Source organism: Microbacterium longlingense (assembly GCF_058349825.2).
Genome location: NZ_JBYRJA020000001.1, coordinates 293,225 through 316,022 on the forward strand (window position 1 = coordinate 293,225; position 22,798 = coordinate 316,022).

Consider the following 22,798-nt stretch of genomic DNA (forward strand, 5'->3'; position numbering starts at 1 on the left):
CCGACATCCTGGGTTGGCCCTGGCGTCGCTCGCTGACAGACACCGCTGACAGAATGTCCCCATGATCCACACCGTACTCGCCGACTCCGGCCTCGGCGACGCCGAGGACGACGACTTCGATGACGCCGTCGAGGCTCCTGGCGTCGAGCTGCCAGAGCACCGCTATCTGGACAGGGAGCTGAGCTGGCTCGCGTTCAACCAGCGCGTGCTCGAGCTCGCCGAGGATCCCAAGCTTCCCGCCCTGGAGCGGGCGAACTTCCTGGCGATCTTCGCCAGCAACCTCGACGAGTTCTTCATGGTGCGTGTCGCCGGGCTCAAGCGCCGCATCGTCACCGGTCTCGCGGTGCCGACGAACGTCGGGCGCTCCCCCAGCGATGTGCTCGCCGACATCTCCGGCGCCGCTCACGCCCTGCAGCTGCGCCACGCGGATGCGTGGACCTCGCTGGTCAAGCCGGCCCTCACCGAGGCCGGCGTCGAGATCCTCGAGTGGGACGACCTGGCCGACACCGAGCGCGCCGACCTGTCGGAGTACTTCCAGGCCCATGTCTTCCCGGTGCTGATGCCGCTCGCCGTCGATCCGGCCCACCCGTTCCCCTACATCTCGGGACTCTCGCTGAACCTCGCGATCCGCATCCGCAATGCCCGCACGGGCCGCCAGGAGTTCGCGCGCCTCAAGGTTCCGCCGATGCTGCCGCGCTTCGTCACCGTGCCCGGCGGCGCAGGCACGCGCTTCGTACGCCTCGAAGACCTCATCGCGAACCACCTCGAAGACCTCTTTCCCGGCATGGAGGTGCTCGACCACCACGCGTTCCGCCTCACCCGCAACGAAGACGTGGAGATCGAGGAGGACGAGTCGGAGAACCTCATCCAGGCCCTCGAGGCCGAGCTGCTCAAGCGCCGCTTCGGCCCTCCGATCCGCCTCGAGATCACCGACGATATGGACGAGGTGACCCTCGACCTGCTCCTCAGCGAGCTCGCGATCACCGATCAGGAGGTCTACCGCCTGCCCGGCCCGCTCGACCTGCGCGGCCTGTTCAGCCTGCGCGTGGACCGGCCGGACCTGCGTTACCCCCCGCACGTTCCCACCACGGCGCTGGCGTTCCAGCCCGGTGCCAACAACGAGCGGATGGACATCTTCGCCGCGATCCGCAAGTCGGACGTGCTCGTCCACCACCCCTACGAGTCCTTCGCGACGAGCGTGCAGGCCTTCCTCGAGCAGGCCGCGCGCGACCCGCACGTGCTCGCGATCAAGCAGACCCTGTATCGCACCTCCGGCGACAGCCCGATCGTCCAGGCCCTCATCGACGCCGCCGAGGCCGGCAAGCAGGTGCTGGCGCTGGTCGAGGTCAAGGCCCGGTTCGACGAGGCGAACAACATCGTCTGGGCGCGCAAGCTCGAGAAGGCCGGCGTGCACGTCGTGTACGGCCTGGTCGGTCTGAAGACCCACTGCAAGCTCGTCAACGTCATCCGCGAGGAGGACGGCGTGCTGCGCTCGTATTCGCACATCGGCACGGGCAACTACAACCCCAAGACCAGCCGCCTCTATGAAGACCTCGGGCTGTTCACCGCGGACCCGCAGGTGGGCCGCGACCTCAACCGCCTGTTCAACCAGCTCAGCGGCTACGCGATCGAGAAGAAGTTCCGTCGCCTCCTCGTCGCCCCGCTGCACCTGCGCAAGGGGCTGCTGCGCCACATCGATCGCGAGCGGGAGCACGCCCTCGCCGGACGACCGGCGCACATCCGCATCAAGGTCAACTCCATGGTCGATGAGCAGATCATCGACGCGCTGTACCTCGCAAGCCAGGCCGGGGTGAAGGTCGACGTGTGGGTGCGCGGCATCTGCAGCCTCCGCAGCGACCTTCCCGGCGTGAGCGACAACATCACCGTGCGCAGCATCCTGGGCCGGTACCTGGAGCACTCGCGCATCTTCGCGTTCCACAACGACGGCGACACGCAGATCTACATCGGCTCCGCCGACATGATGCACCGCAACCTCGACCGCCGCATCGAGGCGCTCGTGCGCGTGACGGATCCCGACCACATCGACGAGCTGATCGGCTTCTTCGACCTCGCGATGGACGCCGGAACATCCTCCTGGCATCTGGGCGAAGGGGGTCGATGGGTGCGCCACGCCCTGGCCGAAGACGGTTCCCCGCTGATCGACCTGCAGGATTGGACCATGCATCAGATCCAGCGACGCCGGCGGAAGCGCACGGCCCGATGACGGAATCTGCGGTCTATGCCGCCGGCGGCGTGGTCTGGCGCGTCGTGGACGGCAAGGTCCACACCCTGCTCATCCATCGCACGAAGTACCGGGACGTCACCCTGCCCAAGGGCAAGGTCGACCCCGGCGAGATGCTCGCCGAGACGGCCGTGCGCGAGATCTTCGAGGAGACCGGCATCCGGGTCAGCCTCGGCGCCCCGGTGGGCGTCTCGCGCTACCGGATGGCGAACAAGCGGCAGAAGGTCGTGCACTACTGGGCGGCCGAGGCGACCGAGGAGGCCATCCGAGCGTCGGCATTCGTGCCGGGCCGCGAGATCGCCGCGATCGAGTGGGTTCCGCTCAAGCAGGCGCGTGCCCGGCTGAGCTACCCGGTCGACCTGGAGATCCTCGACGAGTTCGACAAGCTCGTCGCCGACGGAGCGCTGCGCACGTTCCCGGTGGTGATCCTGCGCCACGCCAAGGCGATGCAGCGCTCGGAGTGGGATGGTCCGGACGCGACGCGGCCGCTCGCGGCGCGCGGCACGCGGCAGGCCAAGGCGATCGTCGGGCCGCTGCGCGCCTTCGGCGTGCAGCGCATCGTCACGAGTGACGCGACGCGCTGCCAGGACACCGTCGCGCCTCTCGCGGCGGCCCTGGGACGCTCGCCGCGCGTGGAGCCGCTGATCAGCCAGGACTCCTGGGAAGAGGGCGTGTCCGATGTCCGCACCGTGGTCGGCAAGCGCGTGCGCAAGCGCCGCCCGGTGGTGCTCTGCAGTCACGGGCCGGTGATCCCCGCTCTCCTCGAAGAGCTCGCCCTGGCCACCGGCACCCTGCGCGGTTCATATCTCAGCAGTGCCGCAGCGCTGGATCCGGCGGCGTTCTCCGTGGCCCACCTGTCTGTGACCAACCCGGGCTCCGGCATCATCTCGATCGAGACACATCTGCCCAAGGTGTAGCGCGCGCCTCGCTCGCACATGTGCCGTGGATTCCGGCAGACCCCGGAGTTCCCTCCGAGGAAAGCGCACGTGTGCGAACGAGGTGCGCGGGATGCCGGTGCGGATGGAGGCGCGGAGCACGGAGGTGCCAGGATAGATCCATGAGCTTTCCCGCCCTCGCGTCCCTTGCCGCTCGCGTCGCCCTGTTCACCGCTCTCCGCCAGGACCAGCTCTCGATCGCGGCCGACGCCCTCGGCGAGCACCGCTGGGACATCGACATGACGGCCGGCACCCTCACCTTCACCGCCGAGTCGGACCCGCAGCGCACACTCGTCTCGCGTATCCATCTGATCGCCTCGATCGCGCCGGGGCCGCGCTCCCTGCTGTGGGGATGGGCCAATCCGTACGGCGACCCCGCCGGCGTCAGCACCGCGCTGCGCGACTACGGCACGACCTACGGCATCCGCGAGCTGAGCGAGGGCGAGGTGCCCTTCCCCGGCGATGCGCCCCCGTCGGACTCCGCCGAGGAGATCGAGGCGTGGGTCGCCGCGGCAGCCCACGAGGTGGGCGCGGTCGCCATCGAGCTCACCGGGCGATCGCCGTACTACTCCGCCCCGATCGGCGGCGGGTCGCGCGCGGTCTTCCTGCTGGATGCCCCGATCCCGCCGCTCACGGTGCAGGCCGCTGTGATCGCCCTTCCGCGCGTGCTGTCGCAGATCGCGCCGGCGGATCCTCGCACGGCGGTCTGGGATCTGGCGCGTCTCGCGGGGTGGAGCATGCGATGGACCGATGAGTCCTATGGCGGCGCCGTGGTGAACGACGCGACGGGATCGGCGACCTTCACCTTCGACGAGTACGCCCGCATCACGAACGTCTCGTCCTCCTTCGGCGGCTGACGCGCGTCGGGGCGCCCGCCGCGGATGCCCCCGTCCCGGCCGTCGGGATGTGCGAGCCTGGGGACATGAAGAACGCCGTCGTCCGGTTCTGCTCGCTCGCTGTGTTCAATGTCGTGGCGCTGCTGCTGATCGGCATCATCCTGCCGGGGGTGCAGGTCGGTGTGCATGCCCTGTGGGCCGCGGTCGTCCTCACCGCGGCGACCCTGCTGGTCCGCCCGGCGCTGCGCGGCATCGCCGGGCTGTTCCTGGACCGCCGTGGCGCGGACGAGAGAGCATCTGCGCGCGGCAGAGTCGTGCAGTACGCGGCGGTTCTCGCGGTCGATCTCGTGATCTGGCTGCTGACGGTATGGCTGAGCGGCGTGCGCGCCCAGGGATTCTTCTGGGGGTACGTCGTGCCCCCGGTGCTGTTGTTCCTCACGTGGTCGCTCTACGACGCCGTGCTCGCACCGGTGCTGCAGGGCAAGGCTGCGGACGTCTACGACGCCACCGAGGCACGTCTGCGCAGAGGCAGAGTGGATCCGGCACCGTGAGGGTGGACTCGCGGCAGGGCGGCTAGCGGGAGGAGCGCTCGGCGGCTTCCACCACGTTCGTCATGAGCAGCGCGACCGTCATCGGTCCGACGCCCCCGGGATTCGGCGACACGAAGCCCGCCACCTCCGCGACATCCGGGTGCACGTCGCCGAAGATGAGGTTCTTGCCGGTCTCCGGATCCGTCTCCCTCGTCACACCGACATCGAGCACAGCCGCGCCGGGCTTGACGTCCTCCGGGCGGATCAGGTGCTTCACGCCCGCACCGGCCACGATCACGTCGGCCTCCCGGAGGTAGGGCGACATGTCGGGGGTTCCGGTATGCACCTGCGTGACCGTGGCGTTGACGGAACGTCGCGTGAGCAGCAGGCCCATCGGGCGCCCGATCGTCACACCGCGTCCGACCACCACCACGTGCTTGCCGCTGAGGTCGTAGTCGTTGCGCAGCAGCAGCTCGATGACACCGCGCGGGGTGCACGGCAGCGGGGTGTGGATGGGCCCGTTGACGTTGAGCACCAGTCGGCCGAGGTTGGTCGGATGGAGGCCGTCGGCGTCCTTGGCGGGATCGATCCGCTCGAGGATCGCGTCGGTGTCGAGATGCTTCGGCAGCGGCAGCTGCACGATGTAGCCGTGGCACGCCGGGTCGGCATTGAGCTCGTCGATCAGGCGCTCGACGTCCTCCTGCGTGGCGTCGGCGGGCAGCTCGCGCTGGATCGAGTTCATCCCGATCGCGACCGACTGCCGGTGCTTCATCCCGACGTACAGTTGCGAGGCCGGGTCTGCCCCGACGAGCACCGTGGCGATGCCCGGGGTCACCCCGCGTTCTTTGAGGGCGGCGACCCGCTCGGCCAGCTCCGCCTTGATCGCGGCCGCGGCCGCCTTGCCGTCGAGGACCTTCGCGGTCATCGGGCGCTCCTTCCAGCTGGTGTCGCCCGTCGGTCCGTCGCGGAGGACGGCGTCAGGCACCCTGAACGCCTCCTCCGCGGCGGACCGAACGGAGCGGAGTCGGGTGCGTTACTGCTGCAGGCCGGGGTACAGCGGGAAAGCCCCGGCCAGGGCGTCGACGCGGGCGCGCAGCGCGTCGAGATCGGCACCGGGCTGGAGCGCCAGCGCGATCACGTCCGCCACCTCGGTGAACTCGGCATCGCCGAAGCCGCGGGCCGCGAGCGCCGGCGTGCCGATGCGCAGGCCGGAGGTCACCATCGGCGGCCGCGGGTCGTTGGGCACCGCGTTGCGGTTGACGGTGATGTGGATGTCGTGCAGGAGGTCTTCTGCCTGCTTGCCGTCGATCTCCGCATCGCGCAGGTCGACCAGCACGAGGTGCACGTCGGTGCCGCCGGAGCGCACGCCGATGCCGGCCGCGGCGACGTCCTGCTGGGACAGCCGGTCGGCGAGGATGGCCGCGCCACGGACCACGCGCTCCTGGCGCTCCTGGAACTCCGGGGTCGCGGCGAGCTTGAACGCGGTGGCCTTCGCCGCGATCACGTGCATGAGCGGGCCGCCCTGCTGGCCGGGGAAGACCGCGGAGTTGATCTTCTTGGCGAGCTCGGCGTCATTGGTGAGGATGAAGCCGGAGCGCGGGCCGCCGATGGTCTTGTGCACCGTCGAGGAGACCACGTGAGCGTGGGGCACCGGGTTGGGGTACAGACCGGCGGCGACGAGGCCCGCGAAGTGGGCCATGTCGACCCAGAGGTAGGCGCCCACCTCGTCGGCGATCTCGCGGAACGCGGCGAAGTCGAGCGTGCGGGGGTACGCGGACCAGCCCGCGATGATGACCTTGGGCTTGTGCTCCAGAGCGAGCGCGCGCACCTCGTCCATGTCGATCAGCGAGGTCTCCGGGTCGACACCGTAGGCGACGATGTCGTAGAGGCGCCCGGAGAAGTTGATCTTCATGCCGTGCGTGAGGTGACCGCCCTGGTCGAGTGAGAGGCCGAGGAGGGTGTCGCCGGGGCGCGCGATCGCGTGCAGGACGGCGGCGTTGGCGGTCGCGCCGGAGTGCGGCTGGACGTTGGCGAACTCGGCGCCGAACAGGCTCTTCGCCCGCTCGATGGCGAGCGACTCCGCGACGTCGACCTCTTCACAGCCCCCGTAGTAGCGGCGGCCGGGATAGCCCTCGGCGTACTTGTTCGTGAGCACGGAGCCCTGCGACTGCAGCACAGAGACCGGCACGAAGTTCTCCGAGGCGATCATCTCGAGGAAGGTGCGCTGCCGCTGCAGCTCGCGGTCGAGCACCTCGGCGATCTCGGGGTCGACCTCGGAGAGCGGGGCGTTGAAGTAGGGATCGGTCATGGCGTACTCCTGTTTCGCACGGTGAAATCGGGAAGGTCTCATCGGCCCAGGCGCGCGGTCGAATCCCGTCAGGTCGCTCCCCGGTGGTAGCCCACCCAGACGCCAGTCGCGACGAGGCCAGCATATCCGATTCCCTCCACGGCGCCGCTCGTCGAGGATGCCCGCTCCCTGCGGCCGGCTCCCGGCTCCCGCTCGCCAGATGCGGTCGCGTGCGGGTAGATTTTGTTTATGGTCCTTCCAGATCCCCTGCCGCTGGTGCCCTACCCCGTCTCGGTGCGGCGCGGAGACGGGGTCGTCCGTCTCGCCGGCGCCCGTGTCGCCGGAGACCAGGCGGCGATCGCCGCCCTGCGCGGGGCACTGAGCGGGCGCACCGGAATCGACCCGGAGGTCGCTCCGGCACCGGATGCCGACATCGTGCTGCGCGTCGCGGCGAGCGGGAAGGGAGCCGCCGAGGGGTACACGCTGCAGGCGGACGAACGCATCGAGATCGTCGGCAACGACGACGCAGGACTCTTCTACGGCATCCAGACCCTCGCGCAGCTCGCCCGCGAGACCGCGGACGGCTGGGTCGTGCCCCGGGTGGCGATCGACGACGCCCCGCGCTTCCGCTATCGCGGCACGATGCTCGACATCGCCCGCAACTTCTTCCCCGTGGCGGCGATCACGGGCGTGATCGACCGGATGGCCGTGCTCAAGCTCAACCATCTGCATCTGCACCTCACCGACGACCAGGGCTGGCGCATCGAGATCCCCCGCCGCCCGCTGCTGGCGGAGCGCGCCTCGCGCACCGCGACACTCGGCGACGGCGGCTTCCTCACGGCCGCCGACTATGCCCGCATCGTCGACTACGCAGCAGCCCGGCACATCACGGTGGTGCCCGAGATCGACGCGCCCGGCCACACCCAGAGCGTGAGCCTGGCCTACCCCGATCTCGTCGCGGAGCCGGTGCTGAGCGACGAGATCGTGCGCACCGCCGCCGAGCTGGGCCAGGACCTGCCGGTCAACGGGGTGCCCTACCGCGGCTGGACGGTGGGACACTCGTCGCTGCGCATCCGCGATGAGCGCACCTATGCCTTCCTGCGCGACGTCTATACGGCCATAGCCGAGATGACTCCCGGTCCGTATCTGCACATCGGCGGCGACGAGGCGCTGGGAACTCCGCCGGAGGACTTCGCCCTGTTCATGCGCCGGGCCACGGCCCTCGCGCGCGCGGTGGGCAAGACTCCGGTCGTCTGGCACGAAGCGGGCGTCGTCGACGGCCTCGCGCCGGGCACCATCGGGCAGTACTGGGGCTACGCGGAGCCGGAAGGCGCCGAGCATCCCCGCGTGGCCGAGCGGTTCGTCGCGAACGGCGGCCGTGTGATCGCGTCGCCCAGCGATCGCGCCTACCTCGACATGTCACCGGAAGAGGGCTTTCCGATCGGGCAGACCTGGGCGAAGGGGCCCACGAGCGTGGCCGAGTCGTACGAGTGGGAGCCCACGGCGATCTTCGACGGATGCCGCGATGAGCACATCCTCGGCGTCGAAGCCGCGCTGTGGACGGAGACGGTGGCGTCCCCCGCGGACTATGACGCCCTCGCGTTCCCGCGGATCGGGGCGCAGGCGGAGATCGCGTGGTCTCCGGCGGCCGATCACGACACGGCGACCGAACGCACCTGGGAGTCCTTCCGGCGGCGCGTCGGGGCGCAGGCGCCCGCGTGGCGCGCGGCCGGGATCGCCTTCCACGCGTCGGCAGAGATCCCGTGGGCGGAGTGACGCCCGTGCACGATGACCGGCTGGACGCCTCGCCGTCGACCGCATCGGCGGATCCTCAGGAGCCGCTCCCCCGAGCGGCTCCTGAGGATCGGATGACCCGGGCTCCGATGGTCCAGGACCATGCGTGGATGCCCAGGCCCTCCGGCCAGGACGTGCACGGCGCCGGCGTCCGAGTTCCTCCCCCAAGGAGCTCGATGCCGTCCCCGACACGAGTCCGCGACTCCGAAGCCCCCCGGCTCGGCATCGCGCACCCACAAGAGAAGATCAGGGTTCTCGTGATTCCTTACGCGACATCGTCGAATTCTTTCGAGATCGTCCTCCCGGCCGCTCGGCGAGAACGGCCGAGCGCAGCCGGGCCCGCCGGCCGACGCGAGCCGAGCCGGCCCAGAACGGTCCGATTTCTGACCCGATTCCGACCCTGGGGTGGTCGGATCCATCCGAACAGGACACAATGGAGTGCCCCCGTGCACCCCGTGCCTGCTGACCCGGAGGCCACACGACCATGACGATCACCCACGACAGCGCCGCACCGACCGGCATGCCCGACCGCGGCGACACGGATCTCGTCCTGCGCTCACGGTCCGGTGACGCCGAGGCGTTCGCCGAGCTCTGGCAGCGTCACTATCGTGCCGGGATCCGGATGGCCCGCTCGGTGACCACCGCTTTCGATGCGGAAGACCTCGTGCAAGAGGCCTTCGCCCGCATCTACCAGGCGATCCGCAAGGGCGCCGGCCCGACGGCTGGCTTCCGGTCGTATCTCTTCGCCAGCATCCGCAACACTGCCGCGGCCTGGGGCCGAGCGTCGCGCGAGGACACGGTCGAGGATCACGATGTGATCGACCACGACACCCCGGAGTCGGCGGCGGATGCCGCGCTGGAACGCGGCATCACCGCGCAGGCGTTCCTCAGTCTCCCCTCCCGCTGGCAGGAGGTGCTCTGGTACAGCGAGATCGAGCAGATGAAGCCGGCTCAGATCGCGCCACTGCTGGGCATGACCACCAACGCCGTCTCGCAGCTGGCGTTCCGCGCGCGGGAGGGCCTGCGCGACGCCTGGGTGCAGGGTCATCTGTCGAGCCTCGCCACCGACCCGGCATGCACCTGGACCGTGGAACGCCTGGCAGCGTACTCGCGCAGCACGCTCGGCGCCCGCGATACCCGCAAGGTCGAGTCGCACCTCGCGGAGTGCGAGGGCTGCCGCAGCGTCAACGCCGAGGCCACGCATGTCTCGCACCGCCTCGCCTTCGTGCTCCTGCCGCTCACCGTCGGCACGGCCGCGGCCAGCACCTACCTCGCATCGGTCGCCCAGGGCGCCGCGGCACCCGCCATCGCGCTGGCTGCGATGCCCGCAGATCTCGCGACCGACGCTGTTCTCGCCGGGGGGACGGCCCTGTCCGGACTCATCGGAACCGGCATCGGCGCGGGCGGCTCCGGAGCCGGCGGCTCTGGTGCTGCCGGATCCGGCGTCGGGGGATCCGCCGTGGTCGGCACGACCACCAGCACGCTCGGAGTGACCATCGGTGCCGCGGCAGCGGCGGTCGGGGTCGCCGTCGCGGCAGCCGTCGTGGTGCCCTCTGCGCTGTTCCCCCCGGGAACACCGAGCGCCCCCTATGCGGCATCGGCGGCGTCGGCAGCAGGCGCCCCACCGGTCGCCGCCGATATCGCGCCGGACCCGACGTCGGTGCGCCCCGCTCCCGTTCCCGGCAGCCCCGTGGCCAATCCTCCGTCGACGACGCCGCGGGAGGACGAGCGTCCGCGCGAAAACGTCCGCCGCACACCGACCACATCGCCGACCATCTCGATCCCGCCGGAGCGCCCCGTGCCGCCGGTGCAGCCTCCGGTCGTCGAGCCTGTTCCCGAGGCTCCGGCACCCGAGCCCGCCCCCGAGCCCGGCACAGAGCCGGGCGGCGAGGACCCCGGCGGCAACCAGGGCGGCGAATACCCCGGAGGAGAGAACCCCGGAGGCGAGAACCCCGGAGGCGAGAACCCCGGCGGCGAGAACCCCGGAGGCGAGAACCCCGGAGGCGAGAACCCCGGAGGCGAGAACCCCGGAGGCGAGAACCCCGGCGGCAACCAGGGCGGCGAATACCCCGGCCCCGGCGTCGAGGTGAGCACCCTGCAGTTCACGTCGATCTCGGCAGAGTGCGTCATCGAGGACGACCAGCAGGGCAGCATCCGCGACATCTCGGTGAGTGTCGAGGGCGACCCGCTGCGGCTCGTCTCCGTCGCCGTCGGAGACGGAGAGCCGACCTGGGCCATCCTGGGCTTCGACGGGCGGGCGATCGTCTCCGTGGCCGGCTCCTTCGCCGCCTCCGAGGATCTGACCACCGTCCCGGTGCACGTGCGCTACGTGTTCGACGGAATCCTGGGCGACACCGGCGGTGCGGACACCACCCTCGGAGCCCTGCTCCCGGCGGACGTCTGCGCCCCGCTCGACCCCGGTGCTGTCGACCCGGGTGCTGTCGACCCCGGTGCTGTCGACCCGGAGCCGGAAGACCCGGCGCCCGAGCCAGAGGGACCAGAGTCGTCACCAGCCGACCCCGAGGAGCAGCCCGCCGTCCCGGACGATGCCGCGACAGAGGCCGCGCCGGAGCCCGAGGCGACGGACACCGCGCCGGACGACATCGACTCCGCCGAGACGGAGACGGACGACGCCGTGAACGCGGAGCCGGACACCGGTCTCGTCCTCGCCGTGGCCCCTGCCGCGCACCCCGAGGCCGACCCCGTCACGGAGGACGCTGCTCCGTAGGGCACGACCGGTCGCGACGCGCCTCCTCGGAGACGTGCCCCCTCGTAGACTGGGGGCATGGCAACCGCTTCCTCGCCGTCCGGCGACACCGCAGCCCCGCGCCCCGCGAGCGCGCTCGAGATCGTTCGCGTGCTGATTCTGATCGTCGCGCTCGCCTCGCTCGCCCTGTGGGGCCTGGGTGCGTGGGAGACACCCTGGAGCATCGTGGCCGCGATCGGGGTCCCCGCGGTGACCCTCCTGGTGTGGGCGCTGTTCCTCTCGCCCCGGCCCGTGCTCTACGTGCATCCGTTCGTGCGCGCCGCCCTCGAACTGCTCATCTACGCCGGGGTCACCATCGCTTGGTGGTCGATGGGGCACGCGTGGATCGGCCTCGGCTTCGCCGTCGTCGCCATCGCGGCCGGTCTCGTGTCCGGCCGCCGCCGCCTGGCATGAGCGTCGTCGAACGCCTCCGCGCGGAGCTCGGCGACCGGGTCGACACGACACCGGACGCGCTCGAGGCCGCGCGACGCGACGAATCCGGTCACGCATCGGGCGGTGCTCCGCTCGCGATCGTGCACGCTGAGAGCGTGGCGGACGTCCAGCGCACGCTGCGCATCGCCACGGCCAGCCGGACCCCGGTGGTCACCCGCGGCGCCGGCACCGGCCTCGCGGGCGGTGCCAACGCCGGCCCGGGCGAGGTCGTGCTCTCCACCAGACGGATGACGCGCGTGCTCGAGGTGCGCCCGGACGATCTCCTCGCCGTGGTCGAGCCCGGCATCCTCAACGCCGACCTCAACCACCACCTCGCCGAGCACGGCGTGTGGTGGGCACCAGACCCCGCGAGCCGCGAGATCTCGACGGTGGGCGGCAACATCGCCACCGGCGCCGGCGGTCTCCTGTGCGCCAAGTACGGTGTCGTCCGGGACGCCGTCCTGGGCGTCGACCTCGTCCTCGCCGACGGGCGGCTGCTGCGGCTGGGCCACCGGAGCGTCAAGGGCGTGACCGGGCTCGACCTCACCTCGCTCGTGATCGGCTCAGAGGGCACGCTCGGGGTGATCGTGGGGGCGACGTTGAAGCTCCGCCGGCTCGTGCCGGGTGCGGTGTGCACGATCAACGCCGTCTTCCCCGGGGTCCGCGAAGCCGCCGCCGCATCGGCTGCGGTCACCGCGGCCGGCCTGCAGCCCGCCATCATGGAGCTCATGGACGCGCGGAGCCTCGGCGCCGTGCACGCGCTGCTCGACCTCGACGCACCGGACCAGGGCGCCGCTCAGCTGACGATCCAGACCGATGGGCCGGCGGCCCCGGACGAGGCAGACCTGATCGCCGCCGTCCTGCGCGGGTCCGGAGGCCAGGTGGCTCTCTCCCACGATCCGGAGGAGAGCGATCGGCTGCTGCGCATCCGGCGTTCGGTCCACCCGGCTCTGGCCGCACTGGGGACCTCTCTCATCGAGGACGTCGCCGTGCCCCGCAGCGCGCTGCCGGCGATGTTCGACGAGATCGCGCGGATCGAGCAGGAGCACGGCCTGGCGATCCCGACGGTCGCGCACGCCGGCGACGGCAACCTGCACCCGAACTTCATCGTCGACGGACCGGACGTGCCGGACGAGGTGTGGGAGGCCGCTGCCGACCTGTTCCGCTCCGCGCTGCGCCTGGGAGGCACCCTGACCGGAGAGCACGGCATCGGCGTGCTCAAGAAGCGGTGGCTCGCGGAGGAGCTCGGCGACGACCAGTGGGAGCTGCAACGACAGATCCGGCGGGTGTTCGATCCGCTCGGCATCCTCAACCCCGGAAAGGTGTTCGATGCCTGACATCCATGTGAGCGCGGCAGTGGTCACCGATGCCGACGGGCGCGCGCTCGTGGTGCGCAAGCGCGGGACGCAACGCTTCATGCAACCCGGCGGGAAGCCGGAGACCGGGGAGACGCCGGTCGAGACTCTCGTGCGCGAGCTCGAGGAGGAGCTCGGCCTGCGCGTGCCGGTGACGGCGCTGCACGCGCTGGGCACGTTCGTCTCGGACGCCGCGAACGAACCGGGTCATCGCGTGGTCGCCACGGCGTTCTCGCTCGTGGTCGACCCGGCGAGCGTGCGTGCGCAGGCGGAGCTCGACGAGCTGCGGTGGATCACCCCGGCGGACGCCGCCGCCCTGCCGCTCGCGCCCCTGAGCGTCGATCACCTGCTGCCCCTCGCCTGGCCGACCGCCTGAGCCGAGCGGCATCTCGCCGGGCTACGCCCCTGGCACCCAGCTGCCGTCCTCCACGCGGAACGCGATGTGCGTCTCGGTGGCCCGCACGAAGGGCAGCGTCGTGACGTGGTCGAGCACGAACGTGCGCAGCTCCTCCGCATCGGCCACGGCGACGGTGACCATGAAGTCGAACCGCCCCGTCAGATTCATCACGCTGAGCACGTTGGCACGCGTCCGCATGTTCTGCATGAACTCGTCGACCACCTCACGGGTGTGCCGGGCGAGCGAGACGATGACGACAGCTTTGAGGGGATAGCCCAGTCGCGCGTGATCGACCTCGAGACGCGCCCCGCCGATCACCCCCGTCTCGCGCAGCCGGCGCAGGCGGTAGGCACACGTCGACTCCGCGATCCCGAGCGCCGCGGCGAGCGCGCGGTTGCTGCGGCCGGGATCATGGCTGAGGGCCCGGATGATCGCGAAATCGACCTCGTCCAGGCTCTCCTGCGCGCCTCGCGAATGCTTCACTCGGACCGCACTCTCCCCGCCGTTTCTGTGATGTTCTTCAAAATAAGGCTATCTGACGGGGATATCAGCAAGCATCATTTCTTTCTGCTGCAGTATCCACCACACTGCGGGACATGAATGCACTGTTCCTCGATGCCGTCCCGGATGCCGCGCAACAGGCAGGACTGCGGTTCGACACCGTCGCCGTCCACGCCGGGCGGGAAGACCTCACCGGCCTCGGCGTGCACGCGCTCCCCCTCGATCTCTCGACGACCTATCCCCTGCCCGACATCGAGGTCGGTGGAGACTCCTATGAGGCCCTGGCGACCGGCGGGACGATGCCCGACGGCGGGAGCGCCGTCTATGCGCGCCTCTGGAATCCGACCGTCGCCCGATTCGAGGCCGCGCTGGCACGCCTCGAGCACGCGGCAGACGCGGTCGCGTTCGCCTCCGGCATGGCGGCCACGACCGCTGCGCTGATGGCCTTCACCACCGCGGCCCGCAAGCCCCACGTCGTCGCCGTCCGGCCCCTCTACGGCGGCACCGATCACATCCTCGCCTCGGGGATCCTCGGTACCACCGTCACCTTCTGCGCCCCTGACGAGGTTGCCGCCTCCCTCCGCCCCGACACCGGTCTCGTGATCGTGGAGACCCCGGCCAACCCGACCCTGGAGATCGTGGACATCGCCGCGGTCGCCGCGCAGGCGGGCGACGTGCCACTCCTCGTCGACAACACCTTCGCGACCCCCGTGCTCCAGAACCCGCTCGACCACGGCGCCTCGCTCGTGCTGCACAGCGCGACCAAGTACCTCGGCGGTCACGGCGACGTCGTCGGCGGGGTGATCGCGTGCTCATCGGCGCATGCGGAGCTCCTGCGCCCGGTGCGGGCGATCACCGGCTCGATCCTGCACCCCCTTGCCGCGTACCTCCTGCACCGCGGATTGACCACCCTCCCGCTGCGCGTCCGCGCCCAGCAGGCCTCGGCCGCTCGTATCGCGGACTGGCTCGCGGAGCACCCGGCGGTCGACGAGGTCTTCTACCCCGGACGCGACGGCGACCCGCTGGGCGTCATCGGCCGACAGATGCGCGGCACCGGCGCGATGGTGTCGGTGCGCCTGCGCGGCGGCTACGAAGCCGCCCTGCGGGTGACCAATGCCACGCAGCTGTTCACCCACGCCGTGTCCCTCGGCGGCGTCGACTCGCTCATCCAGAACCCCGCGGCCCTGACCCACCGGCCGGTCGCCGCGGAGGCCAAGCCCGACGCCGGCGTGCTGCGCCTGTCGATCGGCCTCGAGGACGTCGACGACCTGATCGCAGATCTCGCCCGCGCGCTGGACTGAGGGACAGGCTGCCGCGTCGTGCACGGCCAGACGATTCATCGGCGGATCTGCGTCATGATGTATCCCGGCGAGGCCAAATCCGGTTTACTCGTCGTCAAGCGATCCCTGACAACGAGGTGAGGACCCGATGACGCAGGACCAGGACGAGCACCAGTTCGAAACGTCGGTGCAGACCGACCCGCCCCGCGCGAACTCCCGCCCGCTCTCCGCCTCCTCGGGCGAGCACCCGCTGCGCGAGATCTCGCAGCGGGTGCTGTGGACGGCGACCGCGATGATCGACGCCGCCAACCGGGGTCGGGAGAACCCCGACGGCGTGAAGGTCGGCGGACACCAGGCGTCATCGGCCTCGATGGTCGGAATCATGACCGCGCTGTGGTTCTCGGAGCTGACAGCGCTGGACCGGGTCTCCGTGAAGCCGCACGCGTCCCCGGTCCTGCACGCGATCAACTACCTGCTGGGAGAGCTCGACCCGGCCTACCTGCCGACACTGCGTTCGCTCGGCGGCCTGCAGCCCTACCCCTCACGCACGAAGGACCCGGATCGCCCAGACTTCTCCACCGGATCGGTGGGAATCGGCGCAACCGCCCCGCTGTGGGCGGCGCTCACCCACCGTTACCTCGAGGACCGGTTCGAGGGCACCCCTCCGGCGGGACGCTTCTTCTCCCTCCTCGGCGACGCGGAGATGGACGAGGGCGCCGTGTGGGAGGCGATCATCGACCCCGAGGTGCGCAACCTCGGGGAGGTGGTGTGGATCGTGGACCTCAACCGGCAATCGCTGGACCGCGTCATCCCCGACGTCCAGATCGAGCGGCTTCGCGGGATGTTCGCCGCCGCCGACTGGCAGGTGCTCTCGTGCACCTGGGGGCGCCGGCTGCGGGAGGCGTTCGCCTCCCCGGGCGGTGCGGCGTTCGAGCGCCGGATGCGGGAGATGCCCAATGAGGAGTATCAGCGCATCCTCCGCGCACATCCCGAGGAGGTGCGCTCACGCCTGCTCGCCGGTCTCGACCCTGCCGACGCCACGGCCATCAGCGACGTGCTCGCGCCCTTTGACGACCTCGGTCTCGCGGAGCTCGTCCGCGACCTCGGCGGCCACGACCTGGAGGAGCTGCAGTCCACGTTCGCGAGCATCGAGGACACTCGCCCGACGGTGATCTTCGCGTATACGATCAAGGGTCGCGGTCTGGCGATCGAAGGCCATCCCGGCAACCACTCCGCCCAGCTCACCCTCGAGCAGATGCAGGAGCTCGCCGAAGCCTCCGGCATGAGCCTGACCGACCCGTGGCAGCGGTTCCCCGCCGACAGCGAAGCGGGCCGGATCTGCGCAGACGCCGCCGCGCGGCTGCGCCGGGAACCGATCGTGCCGGTCGCCGTGGCCGCGGTGCCGGCCGAGCTCGGGTGGCGCCACCGTGCGGTGACATCCACCCAGGCGACTCTCGGACGATTCCTCGGCGACTTGCGCCGGGCCGCACCCGAGGTCGCCGAGCGCGTGGTGACCGCGAGCCCGGACGTCGCGAGCTCGACGAACCTCGGCGGCTGGATCAATCGCACCGGTGTGTGGTCTCTCGCCGGCCGCCAGGACTGGTTCGCCGACGACGACGAGCGCCTGCTCAAATGGCACGAAAACGCGCGCGGACAGCACATCGAGCTCGGTATCGCTGAGGTGAACCTGGTGGGCCTGGCCTCGGAGCTCGGGCTCGCGGGCGCCCGCTGGGGCCAGCCGCTCCTCCCGATCGCGACCCTCTACGACCCGTTCATCAATCGCGCACTGGAGCCCTGGACCTTCGGGCTCTACGCCGGCGGACGATCGATCGTCATCGGCACCCCGTCCGGTGTGACCCTGGCCCCGGAGGGCGGCGCACACCAGTCCATCAACACGCCATCGGTGACCCTCGAGATCCCTGGCCTGACCAGCTGGGAGCCTGCCTTCGCGCAGGATCTGGAATGGACGATGCTGGAGGCGCTGCGCTCGCTCACCGACCCCGATGGCGGATCGGGGTACTTCCGGCTGTCGACCCGTCCGGTGGATCAGTCCCTCGCCCGCCTTCCGGAGGACCCCCTGCTGCGCGAGCGGCGGCGGCAGGAGGTGATCGCAGGCGGATACCGCCTGAGCGAGCATCCGGCCGAGCGCGACGACGTGACCCTCGTGGGCGCCGGGGCGATCATGACGGAGGTGTGCGCGGCCGCCGAGCGGCTCGCGCACCTGGGCGTGACCGCCGGCGTCGTGTGCGTGACGAGCCCCGGTCTGCTGTTCGAGGCGTTGAACGCCCGGGGCCGCGTGGCGGCGAGCCCGCGATCGGCCGTCCTCGACCGGCTCTTCCCCGCGGAGCACCCCGCGCCGCTGGTGACGGTGATGGACGGGCATCCCCACACCCTGGCGTTCCTGGCCGGGGTCCGCGGCGACCGGGTGCGGACGCTCGGCGTGAGCACCTTCGGCCAGGCGGCGAGCGTGTCAGACGCCTATCGTCTGCATGGCATCGACGCCGAGGCGATCGCCGGGGCGGCCCTCGACCTGACCCGCTGAGTCTGCGCACCGTTCAGGACGGGGACGGCTCCCCCGCCGTCCCCGTCCTGAGCCGATCCCCCCGGCCTCATACGACCGTGTCAGATGTGCTGCCAGGCCATCTTGTTGTCGTAGGTGTAGCGGTAGTAGTCGGCGAGGCGCAGCCGCGATGCCGCCGCTTCGTCGACCACCACGGTCACATGCGGATGCCGCTGAATCACCGAAGCGGGCAGGAACATGCTCTGCGGCCCCTCGACCGCAGCCGCGACGGCCTCGGCCTTCCCCGCGCCGAAGGCGAGCAGCACGAGGTGGCGGGCGTCCATGATCGTGCCGAGCCCCTGGGTGATGCAGTGCATCGGCACCTCCTCCGGCGAGGAGAAGAAGCGCGCGTTGTCGGCGCGGGTCTGCTGTTCCAGCGTCTTCATCCTGGTTCGTGAGGCGAACGACGAACCCGGCTCGTTGAAGCCGATGTGCCCGTTGGTGCCGATGCCCAGGATCTGCAGATCGACGCCGCCCGCCGCGGCGATGGCCGCCTCATACGCCGCCCCCGCCCCGGCGATGCCGTCGACGGCGCCGTCCGGCACGTGCACACGTGCCGGATCCAGGCCCAGCGGCTCGACGACCTCGCTCGTGATGACCGATCGATAGCTCTGCGGGTGCTGCGGGTCGATGCCGACGTACTCGTCGAGGGCGAAGCCGCTCACCTGGGACACATCGATGCCCGCGAGACGCGTACGCAGCGCCGCGTACACCGGCAGCGGGGTCGAGCCCGTCGCCAGCCCCAGCACCGTGTCGGGCTTCTCGGTGATGCGACGCGCGATCTCCTCGGCGACCAGCGCGCCGGCCTCTTCCGCATCCGCCACGATCACGATCTCGGCCATGCGGCCCTCCTCTACTCTCGACGACTCTGGAACACGCGCGCTCAGGAGACCCCGAGGCGCTCCCGCAGCACCGTCACGGCAGCACCCCGCAGGACGATGTCTTCCTGGGCGGTGCGGCGCACGACGATCCCGGCGGACACGCGCTCCAGCGTACGGGCACGCAGGGTCTCGACGACGGCGCCGAGCACGACCGCGTCGATGATCTCCGGCGTTCCCGCGAGCACGACCTCGGAGAGGTCGAGCGCGCTCACGATCGGCGCGAGAGCGATGCCCAGACGGGTCCCGGTGTCGCGCAGCACGGCGTCCCGGCCCTCCGGGCCGGCGTCGGCGATGCGTCGTCGCAGCTCGTTCTCGCCGATCCACGCCTCCAGGCAGCCATCCCGGCCGCAGACGCAGCGCGGGCCGTCGTCCGTGCCGATGACGACGTGGCCGATCTCACCGGCGGCGAAGCGGCTGCCGACCATGGGCTGCCCGCCCGAGATAACTCCGGCCCCGACGCCGCGACCGACCTTCACGAGGATGCTGTCTGACCGTCCGCTGCCGAGCGTGTACTCCGCGAGCGCAGCGCCGTTCGCGTCGTTGCAGAGCGTCACCGGCAGACCGAGCTCCTCCTCGAGGAGGCGCTGGAGCGGCATGTCTGTCCAGCCGAGGTTGGGCGACTCGAGCACCACGCCGTCGGAGCGGACGATGCCGGGGCTGCACACGCCCACGCCCAGGATCGATGCGGACGCCGCCGCGACGAGCTCATGCGCGAGGCTGCGGATGGCTTCGAAAGACCCCTGTCCGTCGGGTTCCGCAGGACGCGGCACCTCGTGACGGGTGTTCACCTTGCCGTCGAGGCTCATCACTGCGCCGCGGAACACCTGCGGCTCGGAGAGATCGATGCCGATGATCTCGTGACCGGCGCGATCGATGTCGATGAGGATCGCGGGCTTTCCGGGACCGCTGACCTCGCGCATCCCCTTCTCGACGACGAAGCCCTCACCGATGAGCTCGGCGACCAGGTCGGAGATGGTGACGCGGGTGAGGCCGGTTTCGCGGGATAGATCCGCACGGCTCATGGCACCAGCGTGGTACAGATGCTGCAGGACGAGAGCGCGATTGTGGTCGCGTGCCTGCTCGGGAAGCATCTTCCCCTGCGAGCGCAGCCGACGACCCGTTCCCTGGGCTCCCGGTGCCGGGGCACCGGGCCAGGACAGCGAGGGTTCGTGGGGCGCGGACATATTTGTTAGTACACCTTACGAACACAGATCGCGCAAGCGCTTCGATGGGACGATGCGCTACGGGTTATGAAAACGTTACCGCCCTGCCGCATCGTTCCGCGGCTCTCCGGGCATCTCTCCCGGCTGGGACACCAGCACCCGACCGTAGAATGGACTAATGCATTCAACCGCATCGGGAGGTACACACCCATGAGCGAACGGACGCCCGCGCCCGCCCGCCCGGGGGAAACCACCGGATCCCTCCCGGTCATCGCGCAGCACCCCTCCGGCGACGAGATCGTCACGGAGCACGTCGGCGACCTCGAAGCCTCCGACCGGCACGCCACCGACACGCTCTCCCCCGCAGACCCGGAGAACGCCGCCGACACCGCGGGTACGGCTCCGGAAAGCCCGGCCGAGACTCCCGAGGGCTCCGTCGAGACCCCGGAGAGCCTGGCCGAGACCCCCGTGCCCTCCGATGAACCCGTGCCCTCCGATGAACCCGTGCCCTCCGATGAACCGGTCCCGGCCGGCGTGCCCTCCGAGGACGTCGCTCCCGCTCCGCAGGCCGACGCGCCAGCGACGGACGACCCGGCAGACGACGAGATCGCCGCCGAGGCCGCCCCGGTCGCCGCGGAGGACACCTCCGCATCCGCCGCCGCCGACACCGCCGAGACCGCTGACACCGTCGCGACAGGCGAGGCCGCGGCCCCCGACAGCGCCGAGCCTGCCACGGAGGAGGAGCCCTTCGACATCTCCCGGCTCTTCGACGCGCCAGAAGCAGACACCGACGTTGCGGCCGTGGTCGGCGCCGCGACGGCCGACGCCATCGTTTCCGCACCCGCCGAGGCGTCGCCGACGGACGAGAGCGCTCCGATCCCGGAGACCGCAGCGACCGAACCGGAATTCTCCGGCGTCATGGCGCCGCCTGCTCCCCCGGCCCTCCCCGACGCAGAAGTCCTGCCCGCGCCGACGGGCACGAGCACCTCGGACGCCGAGGCCCGCGACGCCGCACCCGCTGGGCCCGGCCTGGACGACACGGCCGCCTCCGACGACGATGCCACCCGAGAGACCCCGGTGACCGGAGAACAGGCTCCCGCGGCGCTCCATCCTGCGGTGGCGACCATCGCGGCCACGCCCGTCGTCGCCGCGGCACCGCCTGCGCCGCCGACGCCGGCGCCCACCCCGATGTCGGCGGAGGCCGAGACCATCGCATTCGCCCCTCCCGCTGCACGCACGCCCGCCGAGACCGCCCCCCTCTCGGCGGCCGCCGGCGGGGACGGCTCGTCCGGCACGGGCGACGACGACAACAGTGGCGCGCAGTGGGCTCCGCCGCCGCCGCGCAAGAAGCGCCGTGTCGGCCTCTGGGTCGCCGCGGCCGCCGGTGCGCTCCTCGCCGCGGCAGCCGTCACCGCCTCCCTCGTCCTCATCGCGCCCGGCGTGACCGTCGCCGGCGTTCCGGTGGGCTGGCACACCGCCGGCATGGCGACAGACAAGTTGTCCGAGCGGCTCTCCGACATGAGCGTCACCTTCACCGGCGCCGACGGGGAGGTGACCGTACCGGTCACCGACCTGGGCGCGACGATCGACGCCGATGCCCTCGCGGCGGAGGCCTTCGAGAAGTTCCCGCTGTGGAACGTGGACGGCTGGCAGGCGCGGGACATCGACGCGGCGATCACGCTCGACCCGGAGCCTGCGGAGGCGGCCCTGCGCGCAGCACTCCCGGCGCAATACATCGAGCCCATCGACGCGGGCATCGTGTTCGATGCGCAGAGCGCGACCTACACCTCCACACCCGCCGTGCTGGGCACCGGCATCGATCTCGATGCCGTCACCGAGACCATCGCCGATGCCTTCACGGCCGGCGTGGCCAACCCCACGATGGAGCCCGTGGTCACCGACGTGGCCGCCCCCATCGACGACGCTTCGGCGAACGAGACCGTGGCCGAGCTCAACACCACCCTGGCGTCGGTCGGGTTCTACGTCGACGCGGAGCGTACCGTGCCGGTGTCTCCCGCGACCGCGGCCGGATGGCTCGCGATCGACGACGTGGACGGGGAGTTCGTGATCACCGCGGACGCCGCGGCCATCCAGAAGACCGTCGACACCCTGCCCGAGACCGTCAACCGTGAGCCGATCAACGCGATCGCCGTGGTCGACGGCGACGGCGGCGTGCTCGAGACCCTGCGCGAAGGCGTGACAGGGCGCGCGATGGAAGGCACAGCGGGGGTCGGAGAACGCTTCGCCGCACAGCTCCAGTCGGGTGACGGCGTGCTCGCGCTCCCCGTGAAGGAGACCCCCTTCACCACCGACGAACGACACCGCAGGATCTCCGTGAACCTGGCGACCCAGACACTGACAGCGTGGGAGAACGACACCGCGGTGGACTCCTGGTCGATCTCCTCGGGAGCTTCGGGCTTCGAGACGACCCCCGGTTCGTTCACCATCGGCTGGAAGACCACCCAGCAGAACATGGGCAACCGGGACGTCACGCAGGCGCCGTACTACTTCCAGCCCGACGTGAAGTGGGTGATGTACTTCCACGGCGACGAGGCGTTCCACGGCGTCTACTGGCACTCCAGCTGGGGCACGCCGACGAGCCACGGCTGCGTGGGGATGCCGGAATGGCGCGCTCAGTGGCTTTTCGACTGGGCTCCCGAGGGTGTCCAGGTCGACATCCACTACTGATCCCATCCGGCGCGGCGCCGACGGCCCGCACCACCCTGTCCCGGACTCAGGCAGAAGGCGGGTTGGAGGCGGTATGCCGCCTCCAACCCGCCTTTTGCGCACTGTTTGCCTGAGTACGGGATCGCGCGCGCAGACACGAAAGCGGGGGCGGATGCCACGGCATCCGCCCCC

17 protein-coding genes, 1 pseudogene and 1 riboswitch are annotated in these 22,798 nt (G+C 70.8%); of the genes and pseudogenes, 12 read left to right on the top strand and 6 right to left on the bottom strand.

Annotated elements, in window-relative coordinates:
- Positions 1–61: 61 nt before the first annotated feature.
- From AC3RXY_RS01400 to AC3RXY_RS01415, 4 genes are all read left to right on the top strand, one after another.
- Complete coding sequence (locus AC3RXY_RS01400) at positions 62–2,224, top strand: RNA degradosome polyphosphate kinase (RefSeq protein WP_491509089.1); 2,163 nt, start codon at positions 62–64, stop codon at positions 2,222–2,224.
- On the top strand, positions 2,221–3,159 hold the full coding sequence (locus tag AC3RXY_RS01405; RefSeq protein ID WP_491509090.1) for an NUDIX hydrolase: 939 nt from the start codon (positions 2,221–2,223) through the stop codon (positions 3,157–3,159). The genes AC3RXY_RS01400 and AC3RXY_RS01405 overlap by 4 nt, the downstream gene beginning before the upstream one ends.
- A gap of 140 nt (positions 3,160–3,299) precedes the next feature.
- Positions 3,300–4,034 (top strand): DUF6882 domain-containing protein, encoded by a 735-nt coding sequence (locus tag AC3RXY_RS01410; protein WP_491509091.1) that lies wholly within the window; start codon positions 3,300–3,302, stop codon positions 4,032–4,034.
- A 65-nt stretch (positions 4,035–4,099) separates the two neighbouring features.
- Entirely contained in the window at positions 4,100–4,564 is a 465-nt protein-coding gene (locus AC3RXY_RS01415; protein WP_491509092.1) for a hypothetical protein, read from the top strand.
- 22 nt (positions 4,565–4,586) lie between these two features.
- Here the strand turns inward: AC3RXY_RS01415 and AC3RXY_RS01420 are convergent, their stop codons facing one another.
- Entirely contained in the window at positions 4,587–5,468 is an 882-nt protein-coding gene (locus AC3RXY_RS01420; RefSeq protein ID WP_491509396.1) for a bifunctional methylenetetrahydrofolate dehydrogenase/methenyltetrahydrofolate cyclohydrolase, read from the bottom strand.
- Positions 5,469–5,576: 108 nt separating this feature from the next.
- Positions 5,577–6,851 carry a serine hydroxymethyltransferase gene (gene glyA / locus AC3RXY_RS01425; RefSeq protein ID WP_491509093.1) on the bottom strand — a complete coding sequence of 425 codons (1,275 nt, stop codon included), beginning with the start codon at positions 6,849–6,851 and terminating at the stop codon, positions 5,577–5,579.
- Positions 6,852–6,888: 37 nt separating this feature from the next.
- Positions 6,889–6,971: riboswitch (ZMP/ZTP riboswitch) on the bottom strand.
- A gap of 108 nt (positions 6,972–7,079) precedes the next feature.
- Between glyA and AC3RXY_RS01430 the strand changes: the two genes are divergently transcribed.
- Positions 7,080–8,606: a beta-N-acetylhexosaminidase gene (locus AC3RXY_RS01430; protein ID WP_491509094.1), complete on the top strand. Its 1,527-nt coding sequence runs from the start codon at positions 7,080–7,082 to the stop codon at positions 8,604–8,606.
- 538 nt (positions 8,607–9,144) lie between these two features.
- Positions 9,145–9,792 (top strand): annotated as a pseudogene (locus tag AC3RXY_RS01435) (sigma-70 family RNA polymerase sigma factor); the annotation flags it as partial.
- Positions 9,793–10,003: 211 nt separating this feature from the next.
- Here AC3RXY_RS01435 and AC3RXY_RS01440 read toward each other — a convergent pair.
- On the bottom strand, positions 10,004–10,690 hold the full coding sequence (locus AC3RXY_RS01440) for a pentapeptide repeat-containing protein (protein ID WP_491509397.1): 687 nt from the start codon (positions 10,688–10,690) through the stop codon (positions 10,004–10,006).
- Positions 10,691–11,409: 719 nt separating this feature from the next.
- On the opposite strand from AC3RXY_RS01440, the gene AC3RXY_RS01445 reads away from it, so the two are divergent.
- Genes AC3RXY_RS01445 through AC3RXY_RS01455 form a run of 3 tightly spaced genes read left to right on the top strand, consistent with a single transcriptional unit; the run spans position 11,410 to position 13,533 of the window.
- Positions 11,410–11,784, top strand: a complete 375-nt coding sequence (locus AC3RXY_RS01445; RefSeq protein ID WP_491509095.1) for a YrdB family protein — start codon at positions 11,410–11,412, stop codon at positions 11,782–11,784.
- Positions 11,781–13,139 carry an FAD-binding oxidoreductase gene (locus AC3RXY_RS01450; protein WP_491509096.1) on the top strand — a complete coding sequence of 453 codons (1,359 nt, stop codon included), beginning with the start codon at positions 11,781–11,783 and terminating at the stop codon, positions 13,137–13,139. The genes AC3RXY_RS01445 and AC3RXY_RS01450 overlap by 4 nt, the downstream gene beginning before the upstream one ends.
- Positions 13,132–13,533, top strand: a complete 402-nt coding sequence (locus tag AC3RXY_RS01455; protein WP_491509097.1) for an NUDIX hydrolase — start codon at positions 13,132–13,134, stop codon at positions 13,531–13,533. Before AC3RXY_RS01450 ends, AC3RXY_RS01455 begins: the two co-directional genes overlap by 8 nt.
- A gap of 21 nt (positions 13,534–13,554) precedes the next feature.
- On the opposite strand, the gene AC3RXY_RS01460 is transcribed toward AC3RXY_RS01455, so the two are convergent.
- Positions 13,555–14,037, bottom strand: coding sequence for an Lrp/AsnC family transcriptional regulator (locus tag AC3RXY_RS01460; RefSeq protein ID WP_491509098.1), 483 nt, complete (start codon positions 14,035–14,037; stop codon positions 13,555–13,557).
- A gap of 113 nt (positions 14,038–14,150) precedes the next feature.
- On the opposite strand from AC3RXY_RS01460, the gene AC3RXY_RS01465 reads away from it, so the two are divergent.
- Positions 14,151–15,356: a trans-sulfuration enzyme family protein gene (locus AC3RXY_RS01465; RefSeq protein WP_491509099.1), complete on the top strand. Its 1,206-nt coding sequence runs from the start codon at positions 14,151–14,153 to the stop codon at positions 15,354–15,356.
- A gap of 127 nt (positions 15,357–15,483) precedes the next feature.
- The gene (locus AC3RXY_RS01470) at positions 15,484–17,877 is read left to right on the top strand and encodes a transketolase-like TK C-terminal-containing protein (protein ID WP_491509100.1); all 2,394 of its coding nucleotides are present in this window, start codon (positions 15,484–15,486) and stop codon (positions 17,875–17,877) included.
- Between the two features lie 80 nt (positions 17,878–17,957).
- Here the strand turns inward: AC3RXY_RS01470 and AC3RXY_RS01475 are convergent, their stop codons facing one another.
- Together AC3RXY_RS01475 and AC3RXY_RS01480 are read right to left on the bottom strand one after the other, a co-directional pair.
- Positions 17,958–18,737: a glucosamine-6-phosphate deaminase gene (locus AC3RXY_RS01475; RefSeq protein WP_491509101.1), complete on the bottom strand. Its 780-nt coding sequence runs from the start codon at positions 18,735–18,737 to the stop codon at positions 17,958–17,960.
- Between the two features lie 41 nt (positions 18,738–18,778).
- The gene (locus AC3RXY_RS01480) at positions 18,779–19,960 is read right to left on the bottom strand and encodes an ROK family transcriptional regulator (protein ID WP_491509102.1); all 1,182 of its coding nucleotides are present in this window, start codon (positions 19,958–19,960) and stop codon (positions 18,779–18,781) included.
- A 189-nt stretch (positions 19,961–20,149) separates the two neighbouring features.
- Between AC3RXY_RS01480 and AC3RXY_RS01485 the strand changes: the two genes are divergently transcribed.
- Positions 20,150–22,627: a L,D-transpeptidase family protein gene (locus AC3RXY_RS01485; protein WP_491509103.1), complete on the top strand. Its 2,478-nt coding sequence runs from the start codon at positions 20,150–20,152 to the stop codon at positions 22,625–22,627.
- Positions 22,628–22,798: the final 171 nt, after the last annotated feature.